The following is a 25,467-nucleotide window of genomic DNA, read 5'->3' as shown; positions in this document are numbered from 1 at the left end:
TGTCAGGCCGCCTGTTCATCCAGCCAACCGCGAACGATGGTCACCGCTTCGGTCGGATGGTCCTTGATCATGTCGCCCACCTTGGCAATCGAGCTTGCCTGCATGGCCCCTTCCTGCTTGGCCTGTTCCAGCCATTCGATCACGAATTCGTCTTCAGCCGATTCTTCCTGTGGCACTTCCGTCTCCACTACCAGCGTCCCATCCGGACCGATCATCAGCTCCTGCGGTTGCTTTTCTTCCGGTGTCACGATGCGGCGCAGCAGCGGGCGAACCACGAAGAGCAGCAGCATCACGGCAATCAGGAACAGCACACCCAGCTCGGCAAAACGAATGATGTCGTTGCGGGTGAAATCGAACAGGCTGTCACTTTCAGCCAGCAGGTCATCCTGCGGCGGCAGGGCGAACTGCAGGTTCACGACTTCCACAACGTCGCCCCGCTCGGCATCGAAACCGACTGCGGAGCGCACCAGAACAGCGATCCGGTCCAGGGTTTCCTGGGCGCGCGGTGTATAGGTGCTGCCGCCATTGCCGTCCGGCTGGTAGGTGCCGTCAACCAGCACCGCAACGGACAGACGCTTGATCTTGCCAGCTTCGACAACTTCGGTCCGGGTCGAGTGGGAAATCTCGTAGTTGACGATTTCCTCGGTAATGGACGACGTGTCGCGCTCTGCCTGCCCCTGACCAGCATCGGCATTCGGAAGCTGGTTGGCAACAGTAACCTGCCCGTTCCGGGACACAGCGGAAGAAGCTTCTTCCTTGGACTGGGTCGAACGCACCACCTGTCCGTCCGGATCGAAAGTCTCGGTGGTTTCCGTCAGGCGATTATAGTCGACTTCCGCGTTGACGCGAACCCGTGCCCGTCCAGGGCCGACGACGGAGTTCAGAATTTCCTCGATCTGGTTGCGCAGCCGGCCTTCGACCTCGACAGTCCGCTCCTGCAGCGAATTCGTCATCAGGCCGTCTTCGTCGTTGCCCGCACCGGAAGCCAGCAGACGGCCGCTTTCGTCGACGATCGAGACGCGGTCGGGCTCAAGCCCGTCAACCGCTGTGGCAACCAGATGCTGGACCGCACGGATTTCGCCCGGGCCGAGGGCACCACGAACGTTCAGCACGATGGACGCGGACGGCGGGCGACGGTCTTTTTGGAACAGCTGGCGCTCCGGGATAACCAGGTGAACGCGGGCAGCGCGGATGCGGTCGAGGGAGCCGATCGTGCGCGACAGCTCGCCTTCCATGGCGCGCAGGTGATTGATGTTCTGAACGAAACTGGTGGCGCCGAGAGTGTCTGAACGGTCGAAGATCTCGTAGCCGATAGAGCCGCCGGTCGGCAGGCCTTCAGCGGCAAGCTGCATGCGCAGGCGGGCGACCTGCTCGTTCGGAACGAGAATGGAGGCACCCTGACGGGCGATCTCGAATTGCACGCCCTGGCTTTCCAGCTGGGAAACGATCGATGCGGAATCCTCAAGGGTCAACTCATTGTAGAGCGTCGTCATCTGGGGCGCCGTCACCCGGAAGATGATGAAGGCGAAGACGCCGACGAGGATGGCGGCAACTGCCCCCATTGCAGCAATGCGTGCCGCCCCCAAGGTTCTGATGAATTCTACAAGTCCGTTCACGAATGCCCGCCCGCATTTGAAACATGCCCCTGCCGTTATTATTGGAGTCGGCTGGGCACGCCACACCTTCGATGGGCAAAATTTGCCGCCCAGGTGGTTAACAAGTGGTTAACAAAACCTTTCCAATAGGGGCGGATCGGCGGGTTTCCGCCATTTCAATTAATGCAAACTGCAACTGAGGTGGGGAAAAACTGCCTACCTCATTAATTTTTGGATAAGTTCCGTACGGACAGCAAGACAAATAAAAAGGCCGGCAGAGCCGACCTTTTGATTGCGCCCCAACAGCGCATTGCAGAAACCGTATTCCGGATCAATTTCGATATTGCTGGACCCGGGTCGCTCGAAGCCCGGCAAGACCGTGCTTTTCAATCGAGCTTTGCCAGGAGAGGAACTCCTCAACTGTCAGAGTGTATCTCTGGCACGCTTCTTCAAGGGACAACAAGCCACCGCGAACTGCGGCAACCACCTCTGCCTTGCGGCGGATGACCCACCGCTTTGTCGAAGTCGGAGGCAGGTCCGCAATGGTAAGCGGGCTCCCGTCCGGTCCGATGACATATTTTACACGCGAACGAATGTGTTCGGTCATTGTACTCTCACACTAACCATGACCAAGGCTGATTTGAGACTACAAGATGACGCTTAACAAACGCCTAAAGCAAAATTGTGTTTTTATTAACTATAAAATCTAAATTTAGTGAATGATATTTAGGATTTCACAAAGATAAAGGGTCCAATTCTAAATAGTATTATATGAATTCGTTAACCATATTTACCTGACCGTGCAATTTGCAAGGCAATTCGATTAACCTGAAAATTGCATCCCTCCTCCGGCCACACTTCATTCTTGTTTTTTGTGCCGGCAAATGTCCCGCGGATTACCCTCAGCCCCTTGAAACATCGAGAAAACACGAAAAAACCGCCCCGGTGTCCTCCGGAGCGGTTTTCAAAAATGTGTTTGCAGGACTGATCAGGACGGACGGGCGACCGACACCACGGAACTGACCGGAAACTCCTGGCTGCCAACCTTCAGCACCGCCTCCCCGCTCGACCAGTCCACGCTGTCGACAATGCCCGATACGGTCGTCTTGACGGTTTCCGGCCGGCTGGAGGCGTCCTTCACATCGAAGGAGATGGTGTAGAGCCCGTTCACGGCCTGCTGGCCGGAATCAGTCTGCCCGTTCCAGTAGAAGGTGCCGTCGCCGGCTGCCAGCTCGATGTCGCCGCTATAGACGATGGACCCGCTGGTGTTGCGGATCTCGAAGGTGCCAGTCGCATCTTCCGCCACATTATAGCTCCAGCTGGCCTGGCTGCCCGACAGGGTTGTCGTGGAAGCATCAGCAGTCACTTCATTGCCGATATAGCTGACATAACTCATGCTCTGGTTGCTCGTCAGCGAGGCAATGATTTCTTCAAGGTTCTGGTTCTGCTTGATGGCCTGCTCGACGCTCGAATACTGAACCAGCTGATTGGTGTATTCGGCCGAGTCCAGCGGATCCAGCGGATCCTGGTTCTGGATCTGCGTCGTCAGGATGCTCAGGAACAGTTCGTAATCGGCGATGAGGCCGGCCTGGCTGGTTGCCGAGCCGGTCTGCGACGATGCAGAGGAAGTTGGAGAAACGGTTGTCATTTTTTCACTCCTGAGGCAGCAACTCGCCCCGTTACACTTTCAAGTCCAGGCCGCCGCGCTGTTCCGCGATGGTCATTCTGACAATGTCTTCAAGCATCGGATCGGCTTCCGCGGAAACCGTGCCTCCGCCACCATTCGAGGCCGGCTGATGTCCACCCCCTCCCTGTTCGGAGCCGAACTGCTGGCCGCCGTCCTGTCTCAGGGAGAATTGCAGGTTGTCTGAATCCGGGTTGAGCCCTGCCGCTTCCAGCGCGCGCTCCAGGCCGCGCTGATCACGCAGGAACATGTCCAGCGTCTCCGGCCGGTCGACACGCAGATGGGCCTGGACCTTGCCATCGTGAGAAACCTTCATCTCAACCTCGACCCGGCCGAGCTCCGGCGGGTCGAAACGCATCTGGAAACGGGTCTGACCATCCTTCAGATTGCGCGCAATCTCTGCGGCCACCTGGGTAGCCACCTGGCCGGACTGGCTCTGGCTCGGCATCTGCAGGCTCTCTGTCCGCATTGCCCCTGCCAGATCGCCGCCGCGTACCGTTGCCGCACCGAACTCGCCGGAAATGCTGGTGTGCTGCAATTCAGCAGGCATATCCGCTTCGTCAGCCGCAATATTCGACAGCGCCGCAGCAGCGACAGGACCAGCCAGGGCCGCTCCGCGCGGCTCAGGTCCCGTTTGCTCCGCGCCCTTGGCAGCAGGTCCGGCAGCAGCATCTTGCGTATTGCCTGCCCCCTGCGGACCGGAAGCCTCACCCGTGACCGGCTTGACGAGACCCGTACCTTCCTCGGCAACAGGCTCACCAGCCAGCAACTGTTCGGACGACACCGGCTGCGGCGTTGCCTGAACCGGCTGTTGAACAGGAACGGCACCCGCATTCACGGCGGCCGCGACCTGCGTGGTGGCTGCGCTCATCGCGGTTCCGGCCTGTGCGCTCGCCTCACCCGTTTGCGTGTTCGTCGTTACCGGCTGGGCTGACGTCTCGCCATCCACCACGGGTGCGGCAGGCACTGCAGGAACCTGTGTGCCTTCAGATGCCGCAGCGGCCTTGGCGACGGCCGAGACAGACGCAGCAACAGTTCCGGCAGGCGTTGCCGCGGCAACCTGGAGACCAGGTGCTTCACCAGGCCCCTGCCCCGGCGCCTGACCGCCAACCACCGCGCCGGCCTGCACACTTGCCTGGACAGGCAACGTCACGGCCGGCTGCTGGCCGACTGGCTGGGCAGCGGGCGTTACCGACGCCCGGAATTCTTTCGGCAGTTCGCTCTGCCAGCGGCGCTCTGTCGTGACAGGCGCTGGCCGGGCAACTGCCGCCTGCGCCTCCGCCGCTGTAGCCGGCGTTGTCAGCCCGGCTCTTTCAGGCTGCGCGGCACCTGCCTCAACACCGTTCAAAGCGCCGGCAAAACTCGGTGCTGTAGCCGGTGCAGAACCTCCGGAACCGGTACCGGCTCCGGCATCTGCCACAGGAGCAGGTGCAGCCCCGTTTTGGGCACCAGCTGAAGGCACCGCTGGAGCGCTGCCTGCAAGACCTGCGCTTCCCGAAAACGCGGCACCGGGCACGCCGGCATCGGCGGAGGCTGGCGTGGTAGCCGCACCTTCGCCAGCAGGAGCCGGAACAACAGGTGCAACCGGCGCAAGTTCCGCAGCCAGGGCAACGTCGGCGGTTTGCGCCGCTTCATCTCCTTCAGAGGGAAGCAGACCCTGATCCGTATCACCGGGTTGCCCCGCATCGAGTGGCGGAGTGCCGGCCACGATATCGCCGGATAGAAGAGGATCGGCAACCGGGACCGTCGGATCCACCGCAATGGCGGATGCAAGTTCGCCTGTCACCACAGAGGTCTGGATCTGCGCGGCAACCACCCCCGGCTTCACCGGATCGGCCGCGCGGCCGGCCTTGGCGGAAACCACGGCACTGACCTGACCCTTGTCTTGCCCTGCGCCCTTCGCGGCGCCCTGCCCCGAGATCGAGCTCAGCTCGTCGGCAAATCCGTTTGCCTTGCCCCCAACAGAGGAAGCAGCCGCACCTGCAGAAGCCTGCCCGCCAGCAAGTGCGCTGCCCGCACCCGCTGCCAGCGCCCCGGCAGAAACATCCGTTGTCAGTCCAAATGGCAGCACATTTGCCCCCAGATCCCGGCCCGCACCGGCGGGCATATTTCGTCACCGGAATAGAAAGCAAACATCGGGCCAAACGTTAAACTCTGCCAGATCCTTTGATTTTGCTCATCTTTTTCAAAGGTGGAGCGAAACCACCTCGGGTTTCGGGCGGCAAGCTTTGCCGGTCCGGCAAAGCGTGCCTGCCATGCGGGGGAAGCAATTGGCAGCCGCTCTCCTTATCTGTATAGTGCCGCCAACTTTGAATAGGGCCCTTGATCGCTGCCCGCCCGGCAGGGCGTGGAAGGCTCGGGACGGACAACCGCCCCGCCTGCGCGATCGGCCAAAAACTTCTGGAAGTACACTGGATGCGAAACAGTCTGGATCTGCCCGGCCGCCCGGAAGACACTCGCGTTGTCGTCGCCATGTCCGGCGGGGTCGACAGCTCGGTCGTGGCCGCCCTCATGAAGGCCGAAGGCTACGACGTCATCGGCGTCACCCTGCAGCTTTATGATCACGGCGCCGCAGTCAGCAAGGCAAAGTCCTGTTGCGCGGGCGTCGACATTCATGATGCCCGCCGCGCGGCCGAAACCATCGGCATTCCCCACTACGTGCTGGATTATGAAAGCCGGTTCAAGGAACAGGTCATGGACCGTTTCGCCGACAGCTACATCGCCGGCGAAACCCCGATCCCCTGCGTCTCCTGCAACCAGACGGTCAAGTTCACCGATCTCCTGAAGACCGCGAAGGATCTTGGCGCCGATGCATTGGCAACCGGCCACTATGTCCGCTCCGCCCAGCAGGGCAACAAGCGCGCGCTTTTCCGCCCGGCCGATCTTGACCGTGACCAGAGCTATTTCCTGTTCGCCACCACGCAGGACCAGCTCGATTTCATCCGCTTTCCGCTTGGCGGCATGCCCAAGTCGAAGGTGCGTGAGCTTGCAGCCGAATTCGGCCTGACCGTCGCCAACAAGCCGGACAGCCAGGACATCTGCTTCGTGCCCAACGGCGATTATGCCGAGGTCATCCGCAAGCTGCGCCCCAATGCGGCCGAACCGGGCCAGATCGTCCATATGGACGGCCGCGTGCTGGGTGAGCATGACGGCATCATCCACTACACCATCGGCCAGCGCCGCGGCCTTGGCGTTGCCACGGGCGATCCGCTCTATGTGGTGCGGCTCGACCCGGACGAGCGCCGTGTCGTCGTCGGCCCGCGCGAGGCGCTGGCGACCCGCACCATCCTGCTGCGCGAAATGAACTGGATCGGCGATCAGCCGCTGGACGAAGGCGACGAGATCGAGCTCTTCGCCAAGGTCCGCTCCACCCGGCCGCCGGCACCGGCCACCTTGCGCATCCTGAACGGCAAGGCGTTCGTGGATCTTGCCAACGGCGAAACCGGCGTCGCCCCGGGCCAGGCCTGCGTCTTCTTTGATACGGATGACGAAACAGCCCGCGTTCTGGGCGGCGGCTGGATCCACAAGACCGAACGCACGGGCGACTGGGCGATCGATTTTCCACAGGTCAAAGCCCCGGTTTCCGCGGCCTGAGGCCAGACAAAAAACTTTGCGGCCGGACGCCAATTCAACGCTTGACGCCCGCCCGCCGCCTCACTATAAGCACCCCACGTCGCGCGGGCCGCCCAGGCCCGGATCGCACGGGATGGCGGAGTAGCTCAGCCGGTTAGAGCAGCGGAATCATAATCCGCGTGTCGGGGGTTCGAGTCCCTCCTCCGCTACCAAATTTTCTCAAAGCCTCTTCCAAATTTTATGTGGACTGTGGTCACAGCGTCTTTTCTGAGTAACGCGCGTTCAATGCGTTGATCAGATTTCGAAAATATTCTCGAACGCTGTCACCGTCGATGGCTTTATGGCTGTCTACATCCAGAAAGAAGGATACAGCGTCCAATACGCAACGAAAATTCATGTCTTCAGAAGATTTTGCAGTGTCGTTCACACCCAAAACAACATCAAATTCCTTCAGAGGAAGCATTATTACCAAACAGCTGTCAGACCCACCCCTAAAATAGTCCGCCTCCTCCCGCGTCATTCCAGGCAAAAAATCTTGAGCCTTTTCAAGATTAATAGCTCCGTCTATCAAAAAATCCGGACCCGAGAGAAAAAGAAAATTGGGAGCCCCATCGAGTTCAGTCGAGTAATCTCCGTAGAGCAAATATACTTGTATTACAGACTTCATAAAGCTTTGAACGTGTTCATCCTCAATATGACCCGATGCGCTTATTGGTCTGATTGAACCGCTCTTCTTTTCCGCCCCAATCCCTGATGATGTGAAACCGAGCAGTATTCCAAGAACAAGAAATGCTTTAACGCCTCCCAAAAAGCTCGCCATAGGTTAAATTCCCTAAACCTCTATTTCTACAGTTGGAATTGAAACAAACAACATCTCGAGTCGGCTAGTTGATCGAACCATTGCCTCGGCACTAACACCTCGTGAAGTACGGAACGTGCCACCCATTAGTCCGGAATGATCTGTTCTCTCTGTCATGGGTTGGACCGCTATGTAATCCCCGCATCGTGTTCGCAACATGATCACAGGCGAACTCTGCTCGCGGCCAGCGAGAGCGCGAAAGCAATTTCTCAGCTATTTGTGTCCACTCATCGCAGCCAATGGCTTAGTTTCTAAACCCGCCGAATTGATCACAACCCATTTTTTCATCAGGAACTACAAACGTCCTATGTGAGACCGACTGGAGACGGTTTGTTTGTGACGGTTGATCCGAGCGAAGCAGTTATTCGCCAGTACCGGCCACGTTGGCGATTTCGGCCCTAAAAGGTCATTGCCACGCTCATCGACAATCGTCGGTTTATTGTCTTTCGAACTTGCCAAGTGAAATTCGCGCTTGGTTAAAGCCCGACGACGAAGAATGAAACATATGCAATTATCAGGAAGATGATTTTGACGCCGTAAGGCTGCTTCATCGTCAATCTGGAAGACTGCAAAATGGCAGGCAATCTATACCTCTACCCTCAGCAACCATGTACGCTTTTCCGTCGATTTCCACCCCAAGGAAAGATGCTGCATTCCACCAATAACCGGCACCACCACCTTCTCTGGCGGCATCGCATTGTTTTCCCAGATACAGAACGGTGCCGTCCGTAAGCGTAACCGATGCTCCGTGCTCATTGCATTTAACGATTTCCTCGGCTTGTGCCGAGGTTGCGACGACAAGAGCTGCCAACAAAATGATTTTTCGCATATCAAGTTTCCAAATGAATAATCTCGAACACCCATAGATATCTTGACCATCTGTGTTCAACAACGGTGACATTAAAGCCAATCATGTGATGCAGGCTACATAAAGTAAGCTCTTCCGCAAGCTAAGATTTTTTAAAGTGCTGATGCAAGCCTTAAGAGGAACAGATATTCTTGCTTCCGCTGCCGGAACATTCAGCAACATCGACTTTAGTTTTCAGAAAATGACTTTCTTGGAGAAGACATGAAAATTTCCAAAACTCTGATCTCACTTTTATTGTTTTTTGTTGGTTTTCAGTTTCCGGCCGTTTCGCAGACGGTAAGTCCCATTGCTCCCGTTCCGGGTGATCCGCTGATCGATTATCAGATAGACAACTGTGAAGGCACAAGAGGCTTTGGCTGGCTCAAATATGAGCCCGCCGGATTGCTGCGCCTTAGCGATCTCTGTTTGAATGAAGAAACCGGAACAGCCGTTGCTGCCGAGACCTTGTATGACCTCGAGTTGACGGCAAAGAGCAGAAACGGCCGTAAGTTTGAAGACCTTGCCTCTGGTGCAAATGAGTATCAAAGGGATCGTATTGAGATCACTGGAGATCAAAATGCGCCGAATTGCACTCAAGACAACGTTGAAAGTTTCCAGTTCTGGGCAAACGATTCTTCGGTGAAACTGGTGCCGGGCCAACGAACTGCCTGGATTAATGGGTACACCATTCCAGTGACAAGTCCGGCCCCGATGAAGCCGACAGCCAAACTCTTGCTTGGAATTCGGAACATAACTCAAGCAGATACCGGTTCGAACACATTCCCCAATGGGCTCATCACAAACGGTTTTGGAGACATTTACGGTGACGGATCTTTCACCGGCGCCGATGGCTCAGTTTCCCTAATCGAAGGCGCTGGATACAACTACGGAGAAGCTCAGGGCGGACTAGCTGTTAAGTTTTCAGGTAATGGTGAGTTCACGATTAGCGGTTCCTTCACTGCCAAGAACCAGCGACTTAAGGGCCATGAAGCCAACGAAATGATCCAGATCTACGGCGATATTGTTCATTTTCGCGGACATGTTCTGGGATCCGGCGGTGAGCAACTTCTTGGGCACGGCATCGTACGAGGTGAGCTTCTGGATGCCAGTGGAAGAACTCATAGCTACCGGTCGACCGCTTACATTATCAGCTGCATGTCTTTTGAGTGATTTCACAGGAGAAGTTTAATGCGAATATTTCTGTTTATTTTTTTTCTGGTTCTTCCAGCATCCGTCCAGGCCGACGGGTTGGGCTTCATGACACCCTCGAAAAATATTTACTGTAACGGAGGAGTAACTGGCGGCGGTCATTTGTACTGCACGATTATCAATCGCAGCGGCCCCACACCTCTTCCGAAGCCCGCTTCATGCAATGGATACTGGGGACACGAGTTCTACATAGAGGCATTCGGCCGAGTGAAAATGCTTTGTAGCCAACGACCTGAAACCGTGGACTACACAGACATCGCTCACTACGGAGTGTCAGGAGAATTCGGAAGTGTGAACTGCCGTTCGGAAAAAACCGGGTTCACATGTACCAATGCTGACGGCCACGGGTTCTTTTTGTCCCGCCGGAAACAACTCGTATTTTGATTGCAAGATATTTGGGGGGGATTTGAATGTGATGAAAACCTTGTACGCCCTCTCTCTGATGTATGTAGCGTCTGTTCCCGTCAGCAGCGCCCAAGCCGAGCAAGTTGAATCCGCATGGGAAGTGTTCACTCAAAAATGTCAGCAGTTTCTCGATAATCCCAGTGAGTTTTTAGATCGGTCGGACAGAAATATTCCAAATTGGAAATGGATTATCCGCGAGGAACCAAACACCGGTTTCTTTGAGTATTTCTCAGTTCCTCCCGGAGAGAAAATGCAATTTACAGCGATAAGGCATGCAGGCGTAGAGAATGATTTTCTGCACTGCTCACTCTCGGTAGTTTCAGAAAGGCCGGGGTTAGCGGAAACGATCTCCAGACATCTTTCAACTCTTCCTGATGTTCAGCAAGTTGGGGGCGTTATCGACTTTCCGAATGAATTAGGAATGTCAAACGATCTAAAACGATATTATTCAACATCGAACAGAACTTCCCTCGCCGGTGTTTTTGATAGTCAGAATGTCTCCACTCAGGTTCGTGTCGATGATCTCGGCGGTTACTATTTTGAGGCTCATGCAGTTCGACCCTCCGAATGAGGCAGAAGGAGTTGTTGATTTGAAGTGTTTGGTAACTCCAGGCTTCTCGCTCTGCTCCTCATGGACCACTTAATGAAAGCCTAGATCTAGATCATCTTTTTTGCAGTGCACGACCGCTTCATCACCGATGCTACCATTTGTTCATCGCGCCGCGAACACCAGCTCCCCGCCCTCAATAGACCCACACTCGTCGTTAACAAACGGCAGCTTAGCAATTCAGGCCGAAACACTGCCTCTATAGAGACCGCCCCCTCATCCAATTGGACTCTGAAAATTGTCAAATTGGATATGTTGGCCAGACCAATTCCTTTCTAGCGTTCACGCAACGGCCGACTGTTCTCCTGATGCTCCTGGATCCTTCAGCAGCGCGCCCTTTTTAATGGACCGAACATGCAAGTGCTTGACCGCGTTGAACTCTACCTTGTGAAAACACCCCTGCCCGCGCCACATGCGCCCTCGTGGATCCCTGGAACGATCCGGACCCATGTCTCCATGTGCATCGTCCGGTTCATCACCGATGACGGTGTTGAAGGATGGAGCGGGTTTCCGGCTGCGGGACGCGAGCGCGCCGGACTGGGCGACCTCTTGGCCGGTCTCTTTCTCGGCCAGGATGCAGGCGACATTGATAAGCTTTCCGAGCGCATCCAGATCATGGCGGCGGGCGGCAATTTCAACTGGTGGCTTGAGCCTGCCTTCTGGGACATCAAGGCCAGGAGCGCGGGACTGCCGCTCTACAAGCTGCTTGGCGGAACGGATGACCGCATCAGGCTTTATGCTTCCTCCGGCGAACTTCGGGACCCGGGCGCACGGCGCGAGGAAGCCGAAGCCCGGCTTGCCGAAGGGTTCGACACGATGAAAATCCGTGTCCATGACTTCGATGAGGCCGTTGATATCGACCATATTTCCGATATCGCCCGCCACATGCAGGGACGGATGAGGATCTCGGTCGACTGCAATCAGGCCTTCCGCCTGACGCAGAACGGCGATGCGCCGCTCTGGTCGCTGGACAGGGCCAAGCGCTTTGTCGATGCCGCTGCGGATGTCGGCCTTGCCTGGGTGGAAGAACCGCTGTTTGGCGAATGGCACGAGGAAATCGCCAGACTGACCACCTATTCGCGCGTTCCTGTCGCCGGTGGCGAACTTCATGTCATGGGCTACAGGGAACTCGCCCGGATGATGAAGATGGGCTGCTACAATATCTTCCAGCCCGATGCCATGTGGGCCGGCGGGATTACCCAGTGCCTCAAGGTTGCCGCGCTCTGCAGGCAAGAAGGTATCAGGTTCACGCCGCATTGCTGGTCGAACGGCTTCGGTTTCATTGCAAATGCGCATGTCTTTGCCGCCAGCGGCTTTGCCGGTGAGGAGTTGTTTGAATATCCGCTCTCACCACCGGGCTGGACACCGGAAGGCCGCGACCAGATCTTCTCGCAGCCGTTCCTGCACGAAAACGGCTGGTTTGCCATGCCGCAGACACCTGGCCTCGGCTTCGAGATCAATCAGGAAACCCTCGAGAAATACGGACAGTGTTTCTTCAAGGCCAGCCGCAACTCCACGCACTGGATGCCTGAAGCGCTGCCTGCTCCTTAAAGGTCTCCCCTACGTCTGGTGTGCGCGGCTCCCTCGATCTTCGCCCCAATTGCACAGGACAGGTTTCTGCCGCCTCGGTGAGGGAAACCTCCTGCGCGGAAGCATCAATTCGAACCGTGCGTCTTTGCAGGTCATGTCCTGAAGCGCTCATGAAAAAGAAGCACCGCACGACAGGCGCCGGAGCGCGCCTGTCAATCTGCACAATGGACCGGCGTTCAGGCATGAAGTAACAATTCAGGGTAGTTGCCGATACCCCCGGTCCCTGCCTCAGTCACCAACGTCGACCCTTGACGCCGGGCGGGAACGCGGGGCCCTTGGCAACCTGTGTCTGTCATGCGGTGAACGATGCGAAGCTGGGCCTGCCTTCTCTGTCTTGCAACGCTGCTTCTGGCAGGCTGTTCGACGCTGAACACGGACTACCCGCGCGTCGAGACGAGTGCCTTTACGGCCTATCGCAGCACCTCTCTGGGCCGCCTGTTCCGGGCCGCGGAAAAAAGCCACCCGGGCAAATCCGGTGTCTCGCTCGTGACGACGGGGCGCAACGCCTTTGCCATCCGGGTGGCCATGACGGAGCTCGCCGAGCACAGCCTTGATCTGCAATACTACATCTGGGATGCGGACCAGAGTGGGCGCATCCTCGAGCAGGCCCTTTTGCGCAGTGCGGATCGCGGCGTGCGCGTCCGCCTTCTCATCGACGATATCAACGTCAACGGACGCGATGAAATCCTCGCCAGTCTGGACGCCCATCCGAATATCGAGATCCGGTTGTTCAACCCCTTCGTGAGCCGGTCCTCGCGGGTCTTCAACCTGATCGGTGACTTCGACCGCCTGAACCACCGCATGCACAACAAGCTGATGATCGCCGACAACGCGGTTGCGCTTCTCGGCGGGCGCAATATCGGCGACCACTATTTCGACGTCTCCGAGGAATCCAACTATCGCGACCTGGACATCGCCGCGGTTGGCCCGGTGGTGCGGGATGCCTCGAGCGTCTTCGATTATTTCTGGAACAGGAACTGGTCGGTGCCTGTCGCGGCCAGCGTCAACCGGACCTTTGGCGAAACCGACCTGGAAGTGGCCCGGGTGAAACTGGAAGAGACCATCGACACCGAAGGATATCCCTATCCTTTCCGCCAGAGGGTTACTGCCGTCCGCCAGTCGATGTCGGAGCTTACAAGGCAACTGGTCTGGGCACCGGCCTTTGTCGTATGGGACGATCCGGCCGATTTCATCGCGGGAAAAAGCGGCGGCAAGATCCTCAAGGCACTTGCCGGCAAGGTGGACGGACTGAAACGCGAACTCCTGATGGAAAACGCCTATTTCGTTCCCACACAGGCAGGCGCGGACAAGCTGAAGCAACTCACGGCGCGCGGCCTGAAGGTCCGCGTTCTCACCAACTCGCTCAGTTCAAATGATGTGGTTGCGGTTCACGCCGGCTATTCGAAATACCGTGCGGAACTTCTGGAAGCCGGCATAGAGCTGCATGAAGTCAGGGCCGATTCCGCCAGGGTCCAGCAAACGCTCTTTTCAACTGAATCCAAGGCCGGGCTGCACACCAAGGCGGCGGTCTTCGACGGAGCCTCGATTTTCGTCGGCAGTTTCAATCTCGACCCACGTTCAGCCAACCTCAATACGGAGATCGGCCTCTACGTGGAAAGCCCGGAACTGGCCCACCGGCTGACAGCGTTCCTGAATGAAGGCGTTTCACTGAAAAACAGCTACCGGCTCGAACTGGACGACGACGGCAGGATCCTCTGGAAGAGCGAAGAAAATGGCGAGATCGTCACCTTCACCTCGGACCCGGGATCGACACGGGGCCAGCGCTTCACTTCCGGCATCATCGCAACGCTTCCCGTCGAAGGTCAGTTGTAGGTGGGTGGAAAGCGGTAACAGGCTCCACTCCGCCAACCGCCTCGCGCCCTGCCGCTCCGATACAAGACGGAAACGGCACAGGCGTTTGGCACTTCAAGCGATCTCGAACCCGGCACACAGCGCGGTGTTGGCGACATGGCTGCGCATTGCGGTTCGGGCGGCTTCCGCGTCGCCCTTGCGCAGTTCGGCAACGATGACCCGGTGCTCAGCCAGCGAGGCCCGCATGCGCAGCGGATCCGTGATCGGGATCGGCTGGCGCTGGGTCTCCGTCAGAAGTTTCCGGACCTGATCGTAAAGGCCCGCGATCATGCGGTTCCTGCACCGCCGGGCAATCAGGTCGTGAAACTCCAGATCGGCATCCACGTTGCTGAGAAAGTCGCGATTGGACCAGGCCTGTTCCATCAGGTCGGTCAGTTGCGAGAGCCGGTCGAGATCTTCCTCCGACAGTCGCCCCGCTGCATGAGCCGCAATCTCGCCTTCAAGGACAAGCCGGGTCTCGAACACTTCCAGAAGGGAACGTTCCTCGGCGAACTTCCAGTCCGACATGGTCTTGCCCGAACCGGTGCCGACGACAAACGTCCCCCTGCCCGCTTCGGTCTTGATCAGGCCGATGGTTTCAAGGGTCAGCAGGGCTTCGCGCAATGAGGCCCTGCTGACACCGAACTCTTCCGACATTTCCCGCTGCGAAGGGATTTTCTCCCCGCTCTTGAGCGCTCCGCTGAGGATCATCTCCTGAAGCTTGCGGGCGATGCTCTGCGGAACCGGCGTACGTGTAATCATTGTGTCTTTCATGGTTCGTACGGCGCGTGTGCCGTTCTGCCTTCTTTTAGCCCGCCGAAACGCGATCAGCATCATTTTAACGCTTGCATCCCGTTTGATCGATCTGTTTACTGGTCTAACTGGTCAGACCAGTCATACCAGTTAGACCAAGAATAATCACCAGGGGAATAAAATGTCTCTTCACTCCTTCATCAAAACGGCTGCAACCGTAGGCTTGCTCACGTTTTCCTCCATGACCACCGCCATGGCCGCAGACCTGACAGTCGGCGCCAACATCGGCAACGTTCCGTGGGAATTCCAGGATGAGTCGGGCAAGACCGTCGGTTTTGAAATCGATCTTGCAACCGAGGTCGCAAACAGGCTCGGCAAATCGATCGAGTTTGAAAACATCCCGTTCAACGGGCTCTTTTCCGCGGTCCAGTCGGGCCGGATCGACATGGCGGTTTCCTCGATCACCATCACCAAGAAGCGTCTGGAATCGGTCACTTTCGCCCAGCCCTACTATGACAGCGACCAGTCCCTCACCGTTGCCGCCGACAGTGGCCTGAAATCGGTTGCCGACATGAAAGGCAAGGTCATCGGCGTCGACACGGGCTCTACCGGCGACATCTGGGCCACCGAAAATCAGGAGAAATACGGCTTCGGTGAAATCCGCCGCTACGAAGGCCTGGCCCCGGCCATGCTCGACCTGACGGCCGGCCGTATCAACGGCTACATTAGCGACATCCCGGCGCTGCTTTATTACACCAAGGACAAGCCGAACCTTGCGGTCGTCGAACGCATCACCACCGGCGAACAGTACTCCATGATGTTTGCCAAGGACGCGGAACTGGCAAGCCAGGTGAACGACGTCCTGTCCGAACTGAAGAAGGAAGGCGTCGTGGCTGACCTGCACGAGAAATGGTTCGGCTCTCGCGCCGAAGAAACCACCTCGACGGTTACCATCCTCGACATGCCCAAGCTGTAAGCAAAGCACGCGCGGGCCGCCTTCGGGAGGGCCCGCGCCTTCCCTGATTCCAGCCATTCTTCCGGACTTTTCATGGACCTCTTCGAAACGTTCTTCAACGTTCCGGTCTTCATCCGAACGTTTCCGCTCCTCATGAGCGGCCTTGTCGTAACCTTGCAAATCGGGGCAACCAGTATCGTTGCCGGCCTCGTTCTCGGGCTTTGCCTTTCCCTTGTGCGCATGTACGGATCACCCTGGATGCGTGTACCGGCCGCCATCTATATCGACATCTTCCGGTCGATCCCGCTGCTCGTACTCCTGATCGTCGTCTACTACGCCCTTCCATTCGTCGGCATCAGACTGTCGCCATTCCTGTCCGCCACACTCGCGCTGACGCTCGTGTCCGGTGCCTATACCGCTGAAATCTTTCGTGCCGGCATTCAGGCGATCCCCGTCGGACAGTTTGAAGCCTCGCGCGCACTGGGCCTGTCCTACAAGGACATGATGGTCGACGTCGTGCTGCCGCAGGCCATCAAGATCGTTATCCCGCCACTGACGAACAACTGCATCAACGTGATGAAGGACACCGCATTGGCCTCCGTCGTTGCCATGCCGGACCTTCTCAAGCAGGCAACGCAAGCCCAGGCCCTTGCCGCCAACCCCACGCCCCTGATCGGCGCTGCCATCATCTATCTCGCGTTCCTGTGGCCCCTGGTTGCCCTGGTCTCGCGCTATGAAAACCGTCTCGGGCGGAGGAGTGCGTGATGCGAAACATCATCGAAATCGAAAACGTTACCAAGCACTACGGCGCCTTTGCCGCGCTCAGCGATATAGACCTGGCGATCGGCGAAGGTGAGGTCGTCTGTGTCATCGGCCCGTCCGGGTCCGGCAAATCCACGCTGATCCGGTGCATCAACCTTCTGGAGAGCTATTCCGACAAGGGCAGCATTCGGGTCGACGGCATTCCGGTGCAGCCCGGACCGACACTGGGCCAGGTCCGCGCCGAAGTCGGCATGGTGTTCCAGTCGTTCAATCTTTTCCCGCACATGAGCGTCCTGAAGAATGTGATGCTGGCCCCCATGCGCGTGCGCAGGACGCCGGCTGGGGAGGCTGCCGCGAAGGCTCGCGAACTCCTGGCCCGCGTCGGCATTGCCGAACAGGCAGACAAGTTTCCCGGCCAACTGTCCGGCGGTCAGCAGCAACGTGTTGCCATTGCCCGCGCACTGGCAATGGAACCCAAGGTGCTCCTGTTCGATGAACCGACCTCGGCGCTCGATCCGGAAATGGTGGGCGAAGTTCTTGACGTCATGCGCCAGCTTGCCGGAACCGGCGTGACCATGGTCGTGGTCACCCATGAAATGGGCTTTGCCCGCCAGGTGGCCGACAGGGTGATCTTCATGGATGGCGGCCGGATCGTGGAAACCGGAACGCCGGCGCAGATTTTCGACACCCCGAAAGAACAAAGAACCCGCAATTTTCTAAGCGCGGTCCTCAACCACTGAAATTTACTGCCTTTGCTGGAGCCAACCATGCCAAACAATGCACAACTGGACATCGCCTGGGTCCGGGATCAATTTCCGGGACTGAAATCGGACTGGGTCTTTTTCGACAATGCCGGCGGATCGCAGATCCTCAACCAGGCAGTCGAGCGGATCAAACAGTTCCTGCTCGAAAAAAACGTTCAGATCGGCGGTAGCTACGAAGTTTCGAAGGCCGCGGCGGCAGCTCTCCTGGAAGCGCGCAAGGCCGGTCAGCTTCTGGTCAACGCCTCCCGTCCCGAAGAGATCGTCTTCGGCCATTCCACCACCGTGCTGATGCAGAACCTCGTCGAATCCATGCGCCGCCAGTTGGCGCCGGGGGACGAGGTGATCGTGAGCAACGCGGACCATGAATCCAATATCGGCCCCTGGCTGCGGCTAGAGGAATTCGGCATCAAGGTGATCTTCTGGCAGCTCGACAAGGACAGCCTCACCCTGCACCTGGATGATCTCGGCAAACTGATGAACGAACGCACCAGGCTCGTTGCGGTCCACCACGTCTCCAACATCCTGGGTGAAGTTAATCCCGTCCGCGAAATCGCCGATTACGTTCACCAGCGAGGTGCCAGACTGTGCGTCGACGCGGTCGCCTATGCGCCGCACCGGGCGATCGACGTGCAGGAACTGAACGTCGATTACTACATCTTCAGCCTGTACAAGACCTTCGGCCCGCACATCGCGATGATGTACGGCAAATATGATCACCTTCTGGAGCTGGACACGCTCTACCACTATTTTTATGGCAAGGACAAAGTCCCGGGAAAGCTGGAAGCAGGCAATCCGAATTATGAACTTGCCTATTCGCTGACAGCCATCACAGCCTATCTGCAGGAACTCGGGAAACGATGCGGAGCTCCTGCCTCGTCCGAGCCGCGCGCCCTGATCGAGACCGCCTTTTCTGCCATCGCGGCGCAAGAGATTGCCTTGACCAAGCGCTTTCTCGACTGGGCGAAGCAACACCCGGACATCACGATCGTGGGGCGTGACACGGTTGGAAACGGCAACAGGATCGCAACCATCAGCTTCACGGCAAAAGGCTGGGCGCCGGAGGCACTGTGCCGAAAGATCGACGAATATCATGTTGCGATCCGCCATGGTGACTTCCATTCCCGGCGCCTGGTCGAAGACCTCGGGCTGGCCAAAGCCGGAGGCGTCGTGCGCCTGTCCATGGTCCATTACAACACGCTTGAAGAAGTCGATCGCCTGACCAACGCCCTGGATGAAACCCTCGGTCAAAAAGCGTCCGGAACAGCACCTGTGAAAGCATCGGCATGACGGCACCCTCCTTCGACACAGTGGTGCGCGGTGGCACCATCGTCACCGCAGCCGATGTCTATCAGGCAGACATCGGCATTACGGATGGCAAGATCGTGGCGATCGGACGTGATCTGCGGGAAGCAGCCACGACCATCGATGCGACCGGCTTGCTCGTGATGCCGGGCGGCATCGACAGTCACGTCCATATCGCGCAGCCGTCAGGCGAAGGCATTGTCATGGCGGACGACTTTGAAAGCGGAACAAGGTCGGCGCTTCTTGGCGGGAACACGACGGTAATGCCTTTCTGCCTTCAGCAGAAAGGCGACACCCTGCGCGAGGCGTTGAAGGGATATCATGCCCTCGCAGAGGGCAACTGTTTCACCGACATCAGTTTTCACATGATCGTCTCCGACCCGACGCCCCATGTGCTTGGCCAGGAAATGCCGGCGCTTGCGGAAGAAGGCTATACGTCGATCAAGGTGTTCATGACCTACGAAGGCCTGCGCCTTCGCGATGACGAGATCCTGGCCACGCTGGACGCGGCCAAACGCTCCAGACAGGTCGTGCTGGTTCATTGCGAAAACGAAGATGCCATCCGCTATCTCATCGGACGGCGTGAAGCAGATGGCGACACCGCCCCGTACCACCACGCCACGTCTCGCCCGATCGCGGCAGAGCGAGAGGCAACACACCGGGCCCTGTCTCTGGCCGAAATCGTCGATACCCCGATCGTCATCGTCCATGTTTCGAACCGCGAAGCGATGGAGGAAATATCGCACGCACGGCTGAGAGGCCAGAAGATCGCCGGTGAAACCTGCCCGCAATATCTCGTTCTGACGGCAGACGATCTGGATCTTGAGGATTTCGAAGGTGCGAAGTTCGTCTGCTCGCCTCCTCCCAGAGACAAGGAAAGCCAGGACGCCTGCTGGTCCGGTCTGGAAAACGGCGTGTTCGATCTTTATTCTTCCGACCACTGCCCGTTCCGGTTTGACGACCCCAGCGGCAAGAAGACCGAGAAGGGAATGCAATCCTTCAGTTGGATCCCGAACGGCATTCCGGGTGTTGCGACCAGACTGCCGATATTGTTCTCCGAAGGCGTCAAGACCGGCCGTATCGACCTCAACCGCTTCGTTGCGCTGACGTCCACCAACCATGCCAAGCTGTATGGTCTCTATCCGCAGAAAGGCACCATCGCGATCGGTTCGGATGCCGATCTGACCCTGTGGGATCCGGAACTCAGGAAAACCATCACCAACGATGACCTCGGCCATGGCGCCGACTACACGCCTTACGAAGGCATGGAGGTGACCGGATGGCCCGTGAAGGTTCTTCTGCGCGGCGATTTGGTGATGGAAAAAGGTGTGCCCGTTCTTGGCAAGGGCCGGGGCAGGTATTTTCCCCGTAAACGAAGCAATCTGATCAACGGCGAAACCAGCCTGTAAGTCCTGCCCGGCATCATTCGGCGTGTCGCTGTTGGCGGCTGATGATGCCGGGCCACAAACCGGAAAAAGAAACGCAGACCATTACACCCGGGAAGGGATCTGGATTGACACCGACGGTCAGGTCGGCGAGGATTTTCAGATGATCCGAATGTCTGCTTTAGCCTCCCGGCTAAAAAGGCGGCTCCTGCCTGTCGACAGGCCGCCTGATCAGTTAGTGGGTGATCCGGACGCCCCGTATATTTTCCGCTGGCGCTTGTGGCCGAAGAACCCGCTCATCAACGCGTATTTACACAATGTCGTACGGGCTGACGACGAGGCAGCCCTGCACGACCACCCCTGGCCGAGCGTGTCGATCATGCTGGCCGGCACCATCGACGAGACTTTCGCTGCCCGTAAAGGCGAGAAGGTGCGCAAACTGCGTGCCGGAGATGTCGTACTCCGTAAATCCCGCTTCGCGCACCGTCTGTCTCCTGTCCTCACCGAACCGGCCTGGACCCTCTTCATCACCGGGCCCCGCGTCAGGGAATGGGGCTTTCATTGTACCCAGGGCTGGCGCGACTGGAAGACATTCGTCGAGGCCAGAAAAGGTGGCAAATACAACGGTTGCGACGATCCATAGGATTATTCGGAAGGCGTCTCGTCCAGAATGACATCGGATCCGGCGCAACCGGCTGCCCGCTGCAGGATCAGCTCATGAATGCATTGGGCAACATGTGCGGGCGGAAGCCCGGCGCCACCGGGCTGAAGCTGCAACTGGCCCGGTATGACGGTGTGCAGGGCAATACCCAGTCCCTCCACCTCTGGCCGCAGGGCCTGGCCGAACGCGATCATTCCCGCCTTGGCTGCGCTGTAGACAACGGCTTCAGTAACGGGCTGAACACCGGCGGTAGAGGCGATCTGCACGACGACGGCGTTGTCTGAAAGCTTCAACGCCGGAATGGCGGCGTGGGTCAGAAGGATAGCGGACTGAAGACTGGTTTCCAGCACGCGCAGCAGCAGCTCCGGTGAAGACGGAGTGAAGGGCTGGAACCCATATGTAGCCGCACCATGGATCAGGACGTCGAGCCCGCCCATTGCAGTTGCCGCCTGCTGGACAACAGTTTCGGGTGTGGTTTTTGAAGAGAGATTTGCTTCAATGATATGGGCGGTTCCGCCCCTGGCGTGTATCTCATCCGACAATTGCCGAAGAGACTCCGCACTGCGCCCAACCAGGGCAAACTCGAATTCCGGGCTGGCAAGGCGTTCGATCAACGCTCGCCCAACCCGACCACTTGCGCCTGTCAGCAAAATTCGTGACATGCGTTTATTGGTACTGATTCAACCGGGAAGCCAAAACGGCGGGCCCGGTATCAGCGACCTGTGGTTTTATCCTCGTCGCAGCCAAATCCGACCACACGACCTGCTTCTTGCCCCGTCAACTGGCGCGGCGTGGAGCCGGCAAGTGCAACGGTTTCCGACGGATCGACAAACTCGATGTCGGCTTCAACTTCGGTATTGCGCTCGATATTTGCTTTCGCTTCAGACATATCTAGTGCTCCTTGTTTGCAATTTGCAGTTTCAATCCTGCACTCATACCTACTAGATTGTCCAGAGCGATCTCGCGATGTGGTGAATTTTCTGAAAGCGACTTCAGCTGTCAGGCGGCGATAGACTGATAATCTGCAACCGGAAACGATCAACAGGAAGACTGCGTGTCGAAGGCAACTGACGGGCTCGAATTTCAACGAAAGCGGCACGTTTTGGCGTGGATGCCGAGATGGCGGGTCTCTGCATGACATCGAGACCGGTGCAATTGGCCGTCATCAGCATAGCCGGCTACGGGTTGGCTCTCCTGACGAACCTGCTTCTGTCCAACATACTCGGGACAGAGCTCTTCGGAGACTATCAGGTTGCATTCGCCCTCTTGTCCCTGCTGGCCTCCCTGTCACTGTCCGGAACGGATATGGTGGCTTCGCGCTACCTTCCCACCATGCGCCGGGCGGTGAATCTCGAGGGTATTCGGGCTTACTGTGCCTGGAACCGCAGCCGGATACGCTTCGGCTTTTCAATCATCCTGTCATTCTATGCAGTGTTTCTGGCAATCGCACTTGCAACACACCTGGCCGATTACAAGCGCTTCGAAGAGTACCATCTGGCTTTTCACAGTATCTGGATTGCCCCGATTGCCGCACTGTCGCTTCTGACCGACCGATATCTCGTTGCCAGCGGGTACCCGCGAACCGGGAGCATCCTGGGCTCGCTGGTCCTTCATCTTGTGCTGCTTTTCTGTGTCGCCGCGGCAGTGTACGGGCTGCGGCTGTCGGTCTCGAGCAGCAGCGTCATGATCGGCATCCTCGTGGTATCGTTTGTGTTCCTGGGGCTCCTGCATGCCGTCATCTTTCGGACCGTTGAGCCCGAGATATACGGTGCATGGTGGACACCGGCGCGGGGCGCATCCCCCGAACACCACAGGGCCTGGTCACGGACCAGCAATCGAATGCTGATCATGCGGGTCAATTCACTGATGTTGTGGCACCTCGACCTCTTCATCGTCGAAATCGCCTCGCCGAACGAAGCCGCCACAAGTTTGTATGCGGCAGTCCTGCTGGTGGTGCGTATCATGCAGCTTGTCCCGACCACCATATCCTTCATGATCCGCCCCTTGTGCGGTGCTGCCGCCGATGACCGGTCGCAATGTCCCAAATTGCAAAAGGCAATCAACGAGTCGAATGCCGTCGTCCTGGGGGCCTGCTCGCTGCTCCTGGCCGGAATGCTTATCGGTGGACATTTCATTCTGAATGCATTTGGCCCGGGGTTCTCCGAAGCAACGACCGCACTCGCGATGGTTGCTGCCGGAGCCTTCATTGAAGCCTTGACGCGGCAGTCCGTCGTGATGCTGCAGACCATGGGGCACGAACAGGTCGCGACCCGCATCTCGACGGTCAGTCTCGTTATCGTGCTCGGGGGCGGGTTCATCGCCACTTACCTCTTTTCATACAACGGCATGGCCGCCGTGACCGGTTTGGTCTTGGCGGGCAAGGGTTTGATATCCTATGCTTTTGCTCGAAGGCGGCTTCCGGAGATCCGTCCCCTGAGCGTCATTTGAAACAACGCGGAGGTGTGATGATGAAGACAGACAATCCATATCAACACTTGATCGAGGCCCTTACCCCACCTTCTGGCGAAATAGATTCATTCATCGAATTGGGCAGCATTCTGCGGTCACTCGATCCGCAACGCATAAACGGCCTGTTGCTGGATCTGCTGCACGTTGTGCGCGAACGCGGCAGCTTGCCGGCACAGCGGGAAGGCAACGTCTACCTGTGCCGGACCGATCAGTTCAGCCTGATGCTGCGCTTCAGTGGACAAGGTGGCCGGCAACCGGTCTACACCGCCAACGAGTTTGATGCCTTCGTGTTGAACCTGTCACCAAATGACGTGCACATACCGCGGCTGGAGTGCGGGCTGGATCGCAACAACCTTCATCAACGCCCGCCCAGCCTCAAGCGCCGGGAAAGCGACCTCGTGCTGAAGGCACATGACGTCTATGACGCCCCGGCGTTCGGCGACATCATCGACATTGCAGCCGCCACGCCGATTGCGCCGTTGTTGATCGTGCATTCCCCACCCCGGGCCCACAGCACCTGGACCTTCGACCGCGAGACACTGGAGCCACTGCAGCAGGTCAGTACCGATCTGCATGCCTCACGCATGCAGATGGTTCTCCAACTGCTTCAGGCCATGCAACAGATCGACGGACTTGAAGAACCACTGGCCAAAATGGTGCATTCGAACATGGCGGGATTTGCACGCTGGGATGCCTTGAAGCTGCTTCATCGCTGTGCGCCACAGCAGGCCCTCACCGCCTTGCACCAAATGGCGCACAGCGACCGCGATGCGTCGCTTCGCGAAGCGGCGCGAGCAACCCTTGCAAGAACGATGGACGGGGATGCGGCATGACCGAGACATATTTTCCCGAAGGGAAAGAAATCCTGACACTTGATCAGTTCGTTGAAAGGCTGGAGGCATCGGGCATTGTTCCGGATCTTCGCGCCTCCCGCTACACTCCGGAAGCAATGTCGCGCGTTGCCGAATGGATGGCTGCATTGGCACGCGATCCCGATGTGCTGCGCGGTCTGCTTGTCGATGGTCTGGCGGATTTTCTGAACTACCAGGTCGACAACGATTTCAAACCGTCAACCTTGATGCTGCACAAGGGCGACGGGTATTCCCTGCGTGCCGTCCTGTGGATGCCGCCAAGCCCTCAACATCCCCCCGAAATCTTTTCCTATTACGAAACCCATGATCACAGCTTCGATTTCTTCACGGTCGGCGCTTTCGGTCCCGGGTACCGCACCCAGTTGTATGACTACGAATACGAGAGCGTGCGCGGCGTCCCGGGAGAACTTGTTCCCTTAAGGTTTCAGGAGGAAACCGGGCTGCCGCCAGGCAAGGTGATGTACTATTACGGCAGCCGCGATATTCACACGCAGCTCCCGGCGCCCTCGATCTCCGCGTCGATCAACCTGCTCCTGCCCAAGACCTATCCGGCACACCGCCGGCAATACGAGATGACCCTGGAAGAAACGCCGGAAGGTGTCTTCGGCAAACTCATTGCCGGGAATGTCGATCGACAGGCGCAGGAGCGCGCCTTGTTCGAAACAGCAGCGGCAATGGGGGATACCGATCTTCATGAGGCCTTGCGCGACATTGCAAGACATCATGACACGCCGCAGGTGCGGGCACTGGCCTGGCAATCCCTGTTGCCCAACAGCAAGCATCTCGCCGAGGATGTCGGCCTGGTCCGCGACGATGGAGATCCCCATGTTCGCGCCGCCCTTTCGCAGTGGGTGTAGCGCGCTGAGATTTACCAGCCTGGCAATGTGGTGCCTGCGCCGCCTTGCCAGCAACCATCCGAAGCCGTGCAGGTTGGGAAGGATCAACTCCCTTTGGATCAGGTCGAAAAGTATGGTAATCGCCAGCCAAACAATATCGGGAATGCACCATTGAGCGAACTGACCGTAGCGGAAGCAACGAACCGCGTTTATGAATCCCTGCAGGCTGACAACGAAGATATCGACCTGCATATCGCTGCTCTCAAGGAAGCGTTGAAACGCGAGGGCCAGAAGGAAGCCGTTTTTGATCCGGCAAAGCTCGTCCAGAACAACCGCTCCGGACGCAAGCTCATGCAAGCCTACTTTCGCCAGCGCGGCGTGAAGGTCACCTTCGCGGCTGCCTGACACGAAGCTGCCATTGGGCTGCCTGCCTCACTGAACCCTGTATCGATGCTCCGGACGTCCGACCGGGTAATCTCCACTGGAGC

General features: G+C 57.9%; 25 protein-coding genes and 1 tRNA gene. 17 read left to right on the top strand and 9 right to left on the bottom strand.

Features of this window, described 5'->3' with window-relative positions:
• Positions 1-2: 2 nt before the first annotated feature.
• From fliF to FIV05_RS13005, 4 genes are all read right to left on the bottom strand, one after another.
• The gene (gene fliF, locus FIV05_RS13020) at positions 3-1,616 is read right to left on the bottom strand and encodes a flagellar basal-body MS-ring/collar protein FliF (RefSeq protein WP_152509842.1); all 1,614 of its coding nucleotides are present in this window, start codon (positions 1,614-1,616) and stop codon (positions 3-5) included.
• Positions 1,617-1,926: 310 nt separating this feature from the next.
• Positions 1,927-2,202, bottom strand: coding sequence for a DUF1153 domain-containing protein (locus FIV05_RS13015; RefSeq protein ID WP_022998157.1), 276 nt, complete (start codon positions 2,200-2,202; stop codon positions 1,927-1,929).
• Between the two features lie 381 nt (positions 2,203-2,583).
• Positions 2,584-3,243 carry a flagellar hook capping FlgD N-terminal domain-containing protein gene (locus FIV05_RS13010; RefSeq protein WP_152505750.1) on the bottom strand — a complete coding sequence of 220 codons (660 nt, stop codon included), beginning with the start codon at positions 3,241-3,243 and terminating at the stop codon, positions 2,584-2,586.
• Positions 3,244-3,274: 31 nt separating this feature from the next.
• On the bottom strand, positions 3,275-5,386 hold the full coding sequence (locus tag FIV05_RS13005; RefSeq protein ID WP_152509841.1) for a flagellar hook-length control protein FliK: 2,112 nt from the start codon (positions 5,384-5,386) through the stop codon (positions 3,275-3,277).
• A gap of 308 nt (positions 5,387-5,694) precedes the next feature.
• On the opposite strand from FIV05_RS13005, the gene mnmA reads away from it, so the two are divergent.
• Together mnmA and FIV05_RS12995 are read left to right on the top strand one after the other, a co-directional pair.
• A complete protein-coding gene (mnmA, locus tag FIV05_RS13000) occupies positions 5,695-6,873 on the top strand; it encodes a tRNA 2-thiouridine(34) synthase MnmA (protein ID WP_035909942.1) in 1,179 nt (392 codons plus the stop codon).
• 114 nt (positions 6,874-6,987) lie between these two features.
• Positions 6,988-7,064: transfer RNA gene (locus tag FIV05_RS12995), tRNA-Met, on the top strand.
• A 41-nt stretch (positions 7,065-7,105) separates the two neighbouring features.
• Here FIV05_RS12995 and FIV05_RS12990 read toward each other — a convergent pair.
• Positions 7,106-7,672 carry a hypothetical protein gene (locus FIV05_RS12990; RefSeq protein ID WP_152509840.1) on the bottom strand — a complete coding sequence of 189 codons (567 nt, stop codon included), beginning with the start codon at positions 7,670-7,672 and terminating at the stop codon, positions 7,106-7,108.
• Between the two features lie 592 nt (positions 7,673-8,264).
• Complete coding sequence (locus tag FIV05_RS12985; protein WP_152509839.1) at positions 8,265-8,540, bottom strand: hypothetical protein; 276 nt, start codon at positions 8,538-8,540, stop codon at positions 8,265-8,267.
• A gap of 240 nt (positions 8,541-8,780) precedes the next feature.
• Here FIV05_RS12985 and FIV05_RS12980 point away from each other — a divergent pair, with 240 nt between their 5' ends.
• From FIV05_RS12980 to FIV05_RS12965, 5 genes are all read left to right on the top strand, one after another.
• Entirely contained in the window at positions 8,781-9,728 is a 948-nt protein-coding gene (locus tag FIV05_RS12980) for a hypothetical protein (protein WP_152509838.1), read from the top strand.
• Positions 9,729-9,746: 18 nt separating this feature from the next.
• Positions 9,747-10,151, top strand: coding sequence for a DUF6636 domain-containing protein (locus FIV05_RS32055; protein ID WP_353622187.1), 405 nt, complete (start codon positions 9,747-9,749; stop codon positions 10,149-10,151).
• Between the two features lie 31 nt (positions 10,152-10,182).
• Positions 10,183-10,743, top strand: coding sequence for a hypothetical protein (locus tag FIV05_RS12975; protein WP_152509837.1), 561 nt, complete (start codon positions 10,183-10,185; stop codon positions 10,741-10,743).
• Positions 10,744-11,133: 390 nt separating this feature from the next.
• Positions 11,134-12,330: a mandelate racemase/muconate lactonizing enzyme family protein gene (locus FIV05_RS12970; protein WP_152509836.1), complete on the top strand. Its 1,197-nt coding sequence runs from the start codon at positions 11,134-11,136 to the stop codon at positions 12,328-12,330.
• Positions 12,331-12,675: 345 nt separating this feature from the next.
• Positions 12,676-14,202 carry a phospholipase D family protein gene (locus tag FIV05_RS12965; RefSeq protein ID WP_152509835.1) on the top strand — a complete coding sequence of 509 codons (1,527 nt, stop codon included), beginning with the start codon at positions 12,676-12,678 and terminating at the stop codon, positions 14,200-14,202.
• Between the two features lie 93 nt (positions 14,203-14,295).
• Here FIV05_RS12965 and FIV05_RS12960 read toward each other — a convergent pair whose 3' ends face one another.
• On the bottom strand, positions 14,296-14,982 hold the full coding sequence (locus tag FIV05_RS12960) for a FadR/GntR family transcriptional regulator (protein WP_152509834.1): 687 nt from the start codon (positions 14,980-14,982) through the stop codon (positions 14,296-14,298).
• Between the two features lie 172 nt (positions 14,983-15,154).
• On the opposite strand from FIV05_RS12960, the gene FIV05_RS12955 reads away from it, so the two are divergent.
• The 6 genes from FIV05_RS12955 (at position 15,155) to FIV05_RS12930 (ending at position 20,784) form a co-directional block, all read left to right on the top strand.
• Positions 15,155-15,949 (top strand): ABC transporter substrate-binding protein, encoded by a 795-nt coding sequence (locus FIV05_RS12955; protein ID WP_152509833.1) that lies wholly within the window; start codon positions 15,155-15,157, stop codon positions 15,947-15,949.
• 72 nt (positions 15,950-16,021) lie between these two features.
• Complete coding sequence (locus FIV05_RS12950; protein WP_152509832.1) at positions 16,022-16,693, top strand: amino acid ABC transporter permease; 672 nt, start codon at positions 16,022-16,024, stop codon at positions 16,691-16,693.
• Complete coding sequence (locus tag FIV05_RS12945) at positions 16,693-17,430, top strand: amino acid ABC transporter ATP-binding protein (protein ID WP_152509831.1); 738 nt, start codon at positions 16,693-16,695, stop codon at positions 17,428-17,430. Before FIV05_RS12950 ends, FIV05_RS12945 begins: the two co-directional genes overlap by 1 nt.
• Before the next feature lie 27 nt (positions 17,431-17,457).
• On the top strand, positions 17,458-18,741 hold the full coding sequence (locus FIV05_RS12940) for a cysteine desulfurase-like protein (RefSeq protein WP_152509830.1): 1,284 nt from the start codon (positions 17,458-17,460) through the stop codon (positions 18,739-18,741).
• Positions 18,738-20,165, top strand: a complete 1,428-nt coding sequence (hydA, locus tag FIV05_RS12935) for a dihydropyrimidinase (protein WP_152509829.1) — start codon at positions 18,738-18,740, stop codon at positions 20,163-20,165. The genes FIV05_RS12940 and hydA overlap by 4 nt, the downstream gene beginning before the upstream one ends.
• 31 nt (positions 20,166-20,196) lie before the next feature.
• Complete coding sequence (locus tag FIV05_RS12930; protein WP_152509828.1) at positions 20,197-20,784, top strand: hypothetical protein; 588 nt, start codon at positions 20,197-20,199, stop codon at positions 20,782-20,784.
• Positions 20,785-20,786: 2 nt separating this feature from the next.
• Here FIV05_RS12930 and FIV05_RS12925 read toward each other — a convergent pair whose 3' ends face one another.
• Together FIV05_RS12925 and FIV05_RS31585 are read right to left on the bottom strand one after the other, a co-directional pair.
• Positions 20,787-21,464 carry an SDR family oxidoreductase gene (locus FIV05_RS12925; RefSeq protein ID WP_152509827.1) on the bottom strand — a complete coding sequence of 226 codons (678 nt, stop codon included), beginning with the start codon at positions 21,462-21,464 and terminating at the stop codon, positions 20,787-20,789.
• 50 nt (positions 21,465-21,514) lie between these two features.
• Entirely contained in the window at positions 21,515-21,691 is a 177-nt protein-coding gene (locus tag FIV05_RS31585; protein WP_023003345.1) for a hypothetical protein, read from the bottom strand.
• Positions 21,692-21,936: 245 nt separating this feature from the next.
• On the opposite strand from FIV05_RS31585, the gene FIV05_RS12920 reads away from it, so the two are divergent.
• The 4 genes from FIV05_RS12920 to FIV05_RS12905 all read left to right on the top strand — a co-directional run bounded on the left by FIV05_RS12920 (position 21,937) and on the right by FIV05_RS12905 (position 25,384).
• Entirely contained in the window at positions 21,937-23,250 is a 1,314-nt protein-coding gene (locus FIV05_RS12920) for an oligosaccharide flippase family protein (RefSeq protein ID WP_152509826.1), read from the top strand.
• Positions 23,251-23,267: 17 nt separating this feature from the next.
• Complete coding sequence (locus FIV05_RS12915) at positions 23,268-24,104, top strand: hypothetical protein (protein WP_152509825.1); 837 nt, start codon at positions 23,268-23,270, stop codon at positions 24,102-24,104.
• Positions 24,101-25,000, top strand: a complete 900-nt coding sequence (locus FIV05_RS12910; RefSeq protein ID WP_152509824.1) for a hypothetical protein — start codon at positions 24,101-24,103, stop codon at positions 24,998-25,000. The genes FIV05_RS12915 and FIV05_RS12910 overlap by 4 nt, the downstream gene beginning before the upstream one ends.
• Positions 25,001-25,150: 150 nt before the next feature.
• Entirely contained in the window at positions 25,151-25,384 is a 234-nt protein-coding gene (locus FIV05_RS12905; protein ID WP_152509823.1) for a hypothetical protein, read from the top strand.
• The last annotated feature ends 83 nt before the right edge of the window (positions 25,385-25,467 follow it).

Origin of the sequence: Labrenzia sp. THAF191a (genome assembly GCF_009363335.1) — a bacterium.
Classification (GTDB): Bacteria; Pseudomonadota; Alphaproteobacteria; order Rhizobiales; family Stappiaceae; genus Roseibium; species Roseibium algicola.
This window is presented reverse-complemented; position numbering and strand designations above follow the sequence as displayed.

Coding starts and splice junctions, on each gene's coding strand:
- FIV05_RS13015 (WP_022998157.1), bottom strand. CDS start 2,202: ATGACCGAACACATTCGTTCGCGTGTAAAATATGTCATCGGACCGGAC.
- FIV05_RS12915 (WP_152509825.1), top strand. CDS start 23,268: ATGATGAAGACAGACAATCCATATCAACACTTGATCGAGGCCCTTACC.
- FIV05_RS12910 (WP_152509824.1), top strand. CDS start 24,101: ATGACCGAGACATATTTTCCCGAAGGGAAAGAAATCCTGACACTTGAT.
- FIV05_RS12955 (WP_152509833.1), top strand. CDS start 15,155: ATGTCTCTTCACTCCTTCATCAAAACGGCTGCAACCGTAGGCTTGCTC.
- FIV05_RS12975 (WP_152509837.1), top strand. CDS start 10,183: ATGAAAACCTTGTACGCCCTCTCTCTGATGTATGTAGCGTCTGTTCCC.
- FIV05_RS31585 (WP_023003345.1), bottom strand. CDS start 21,691: ATGTCTGAAGCGAAAGCAAATATCGAGCGCAATACCGAAGTTGAAGCC.
- mnmA (WP_035909942.1), top strand. CDS start 5,695: ATGCGAAACAGTCTGGATCTGCCCGGCCGCCCGGAAGACACTCGCGTT.
- FIV05_RS12950 (WP_152509832.1), top strand. CDS start 16,022: ATGGACCTCTTCGAAACGTTCTTCAACGTTCCGGTCTTCATCCGAACG.
- FIV05_RS12970 (WP_152509836.1), top strand. CDS start 11,134: ATGCAAGTGCTTGACCGCGTTGAACTCTACCTTGTGAAAACACCCCTG.
- FIV05_RS12925 (WP_152509827.1), bottom strand. CDS start 21,464: ATGTCACGAATTTTGCTGACAGGCGCAAGTGGTCGGGTTGGGCGAGCG.
- FIV05_RS12965 (WP_152509835.1), top strand. CDS start 12,676: ATGCGAAGCTGGGCCTGCCTTCTCTGTCTTGCAACGCTGCTTCTGGCA.
- FIV05_RS32055 (WP_353622187.1), top strand. CDS start 9,747: ATGCGAATATTTCTGTTTATTTTTTTTCTGGTTCTTCCAGCATCCGTC.
- FIV05_RS13005 (WP_152509841.1), bottom strand. CDS start 5,386: ATGCCCGCCGGTGCGGGCCGGGATCTGGGGGCAAATGTGCTGCCATTT.
- hydA (WP_152509829.1), top strand. CDS start 18,738: ATGACGGCACCCTCCTTCGACACAGTGGTGCGCGGTGGCACCATCGTC.
- FIV05_RS12960 (WP_152509834.1), bottom strand. CDS start 14,982: ATGATTACACGTACGCCGGTTCCGCAGAGCATCGCCCGCAAGCTTCAG.
- FIV05_RS12985 (WP_152509839.1), bottom strand. CDS start 8,540: ATGCGAAAAATCATTTTGTTGGCAGCTCTTGTCGTCGCAACCTCGGCA.
- FIV05_RS12990 (WP_152509840.1), bottom strand. CDS start 7,672: ATGGCGAGCTTTTTGGGAGGCGTTAAAGCATTTCTTGTTCTTGGAATA.
- FIV05_RS12920 (WP_152509826.1), top strand. CDS start 21,937: ATGACATCGAGACCGGTGCAATTGGCCGTCATCAGCATAGCCGGCTAC.
- FIV05_RS12945 (WP_152509831.1), top strand. CDS start 16,693: ATGCGAAACATCATCGAAATCGAAAACGTTACCAAGCACTACGGCGCC.
- FIV05_RS13010 (WP_152505750.1), bottom strand. CDS start 3,243: ATGACAACCGTTTCTCCAACTTCCTCTGCATCGTCGCAGACCGGCTCG.
- FIV05_RS12980 (WP_152509838.1), top strand. CDS start 8,781: ATGAAAATTTCCAAAACTCTGATCTCACTTTTATTGTTTTTTGTTGGT.
- FIV05_RS12940 (WP_152509830.1), top strand. CDS start 17,458: ATGCCAAACAATGCACAACTGGACATCGCCTGGGTCCGGGATCAATTT.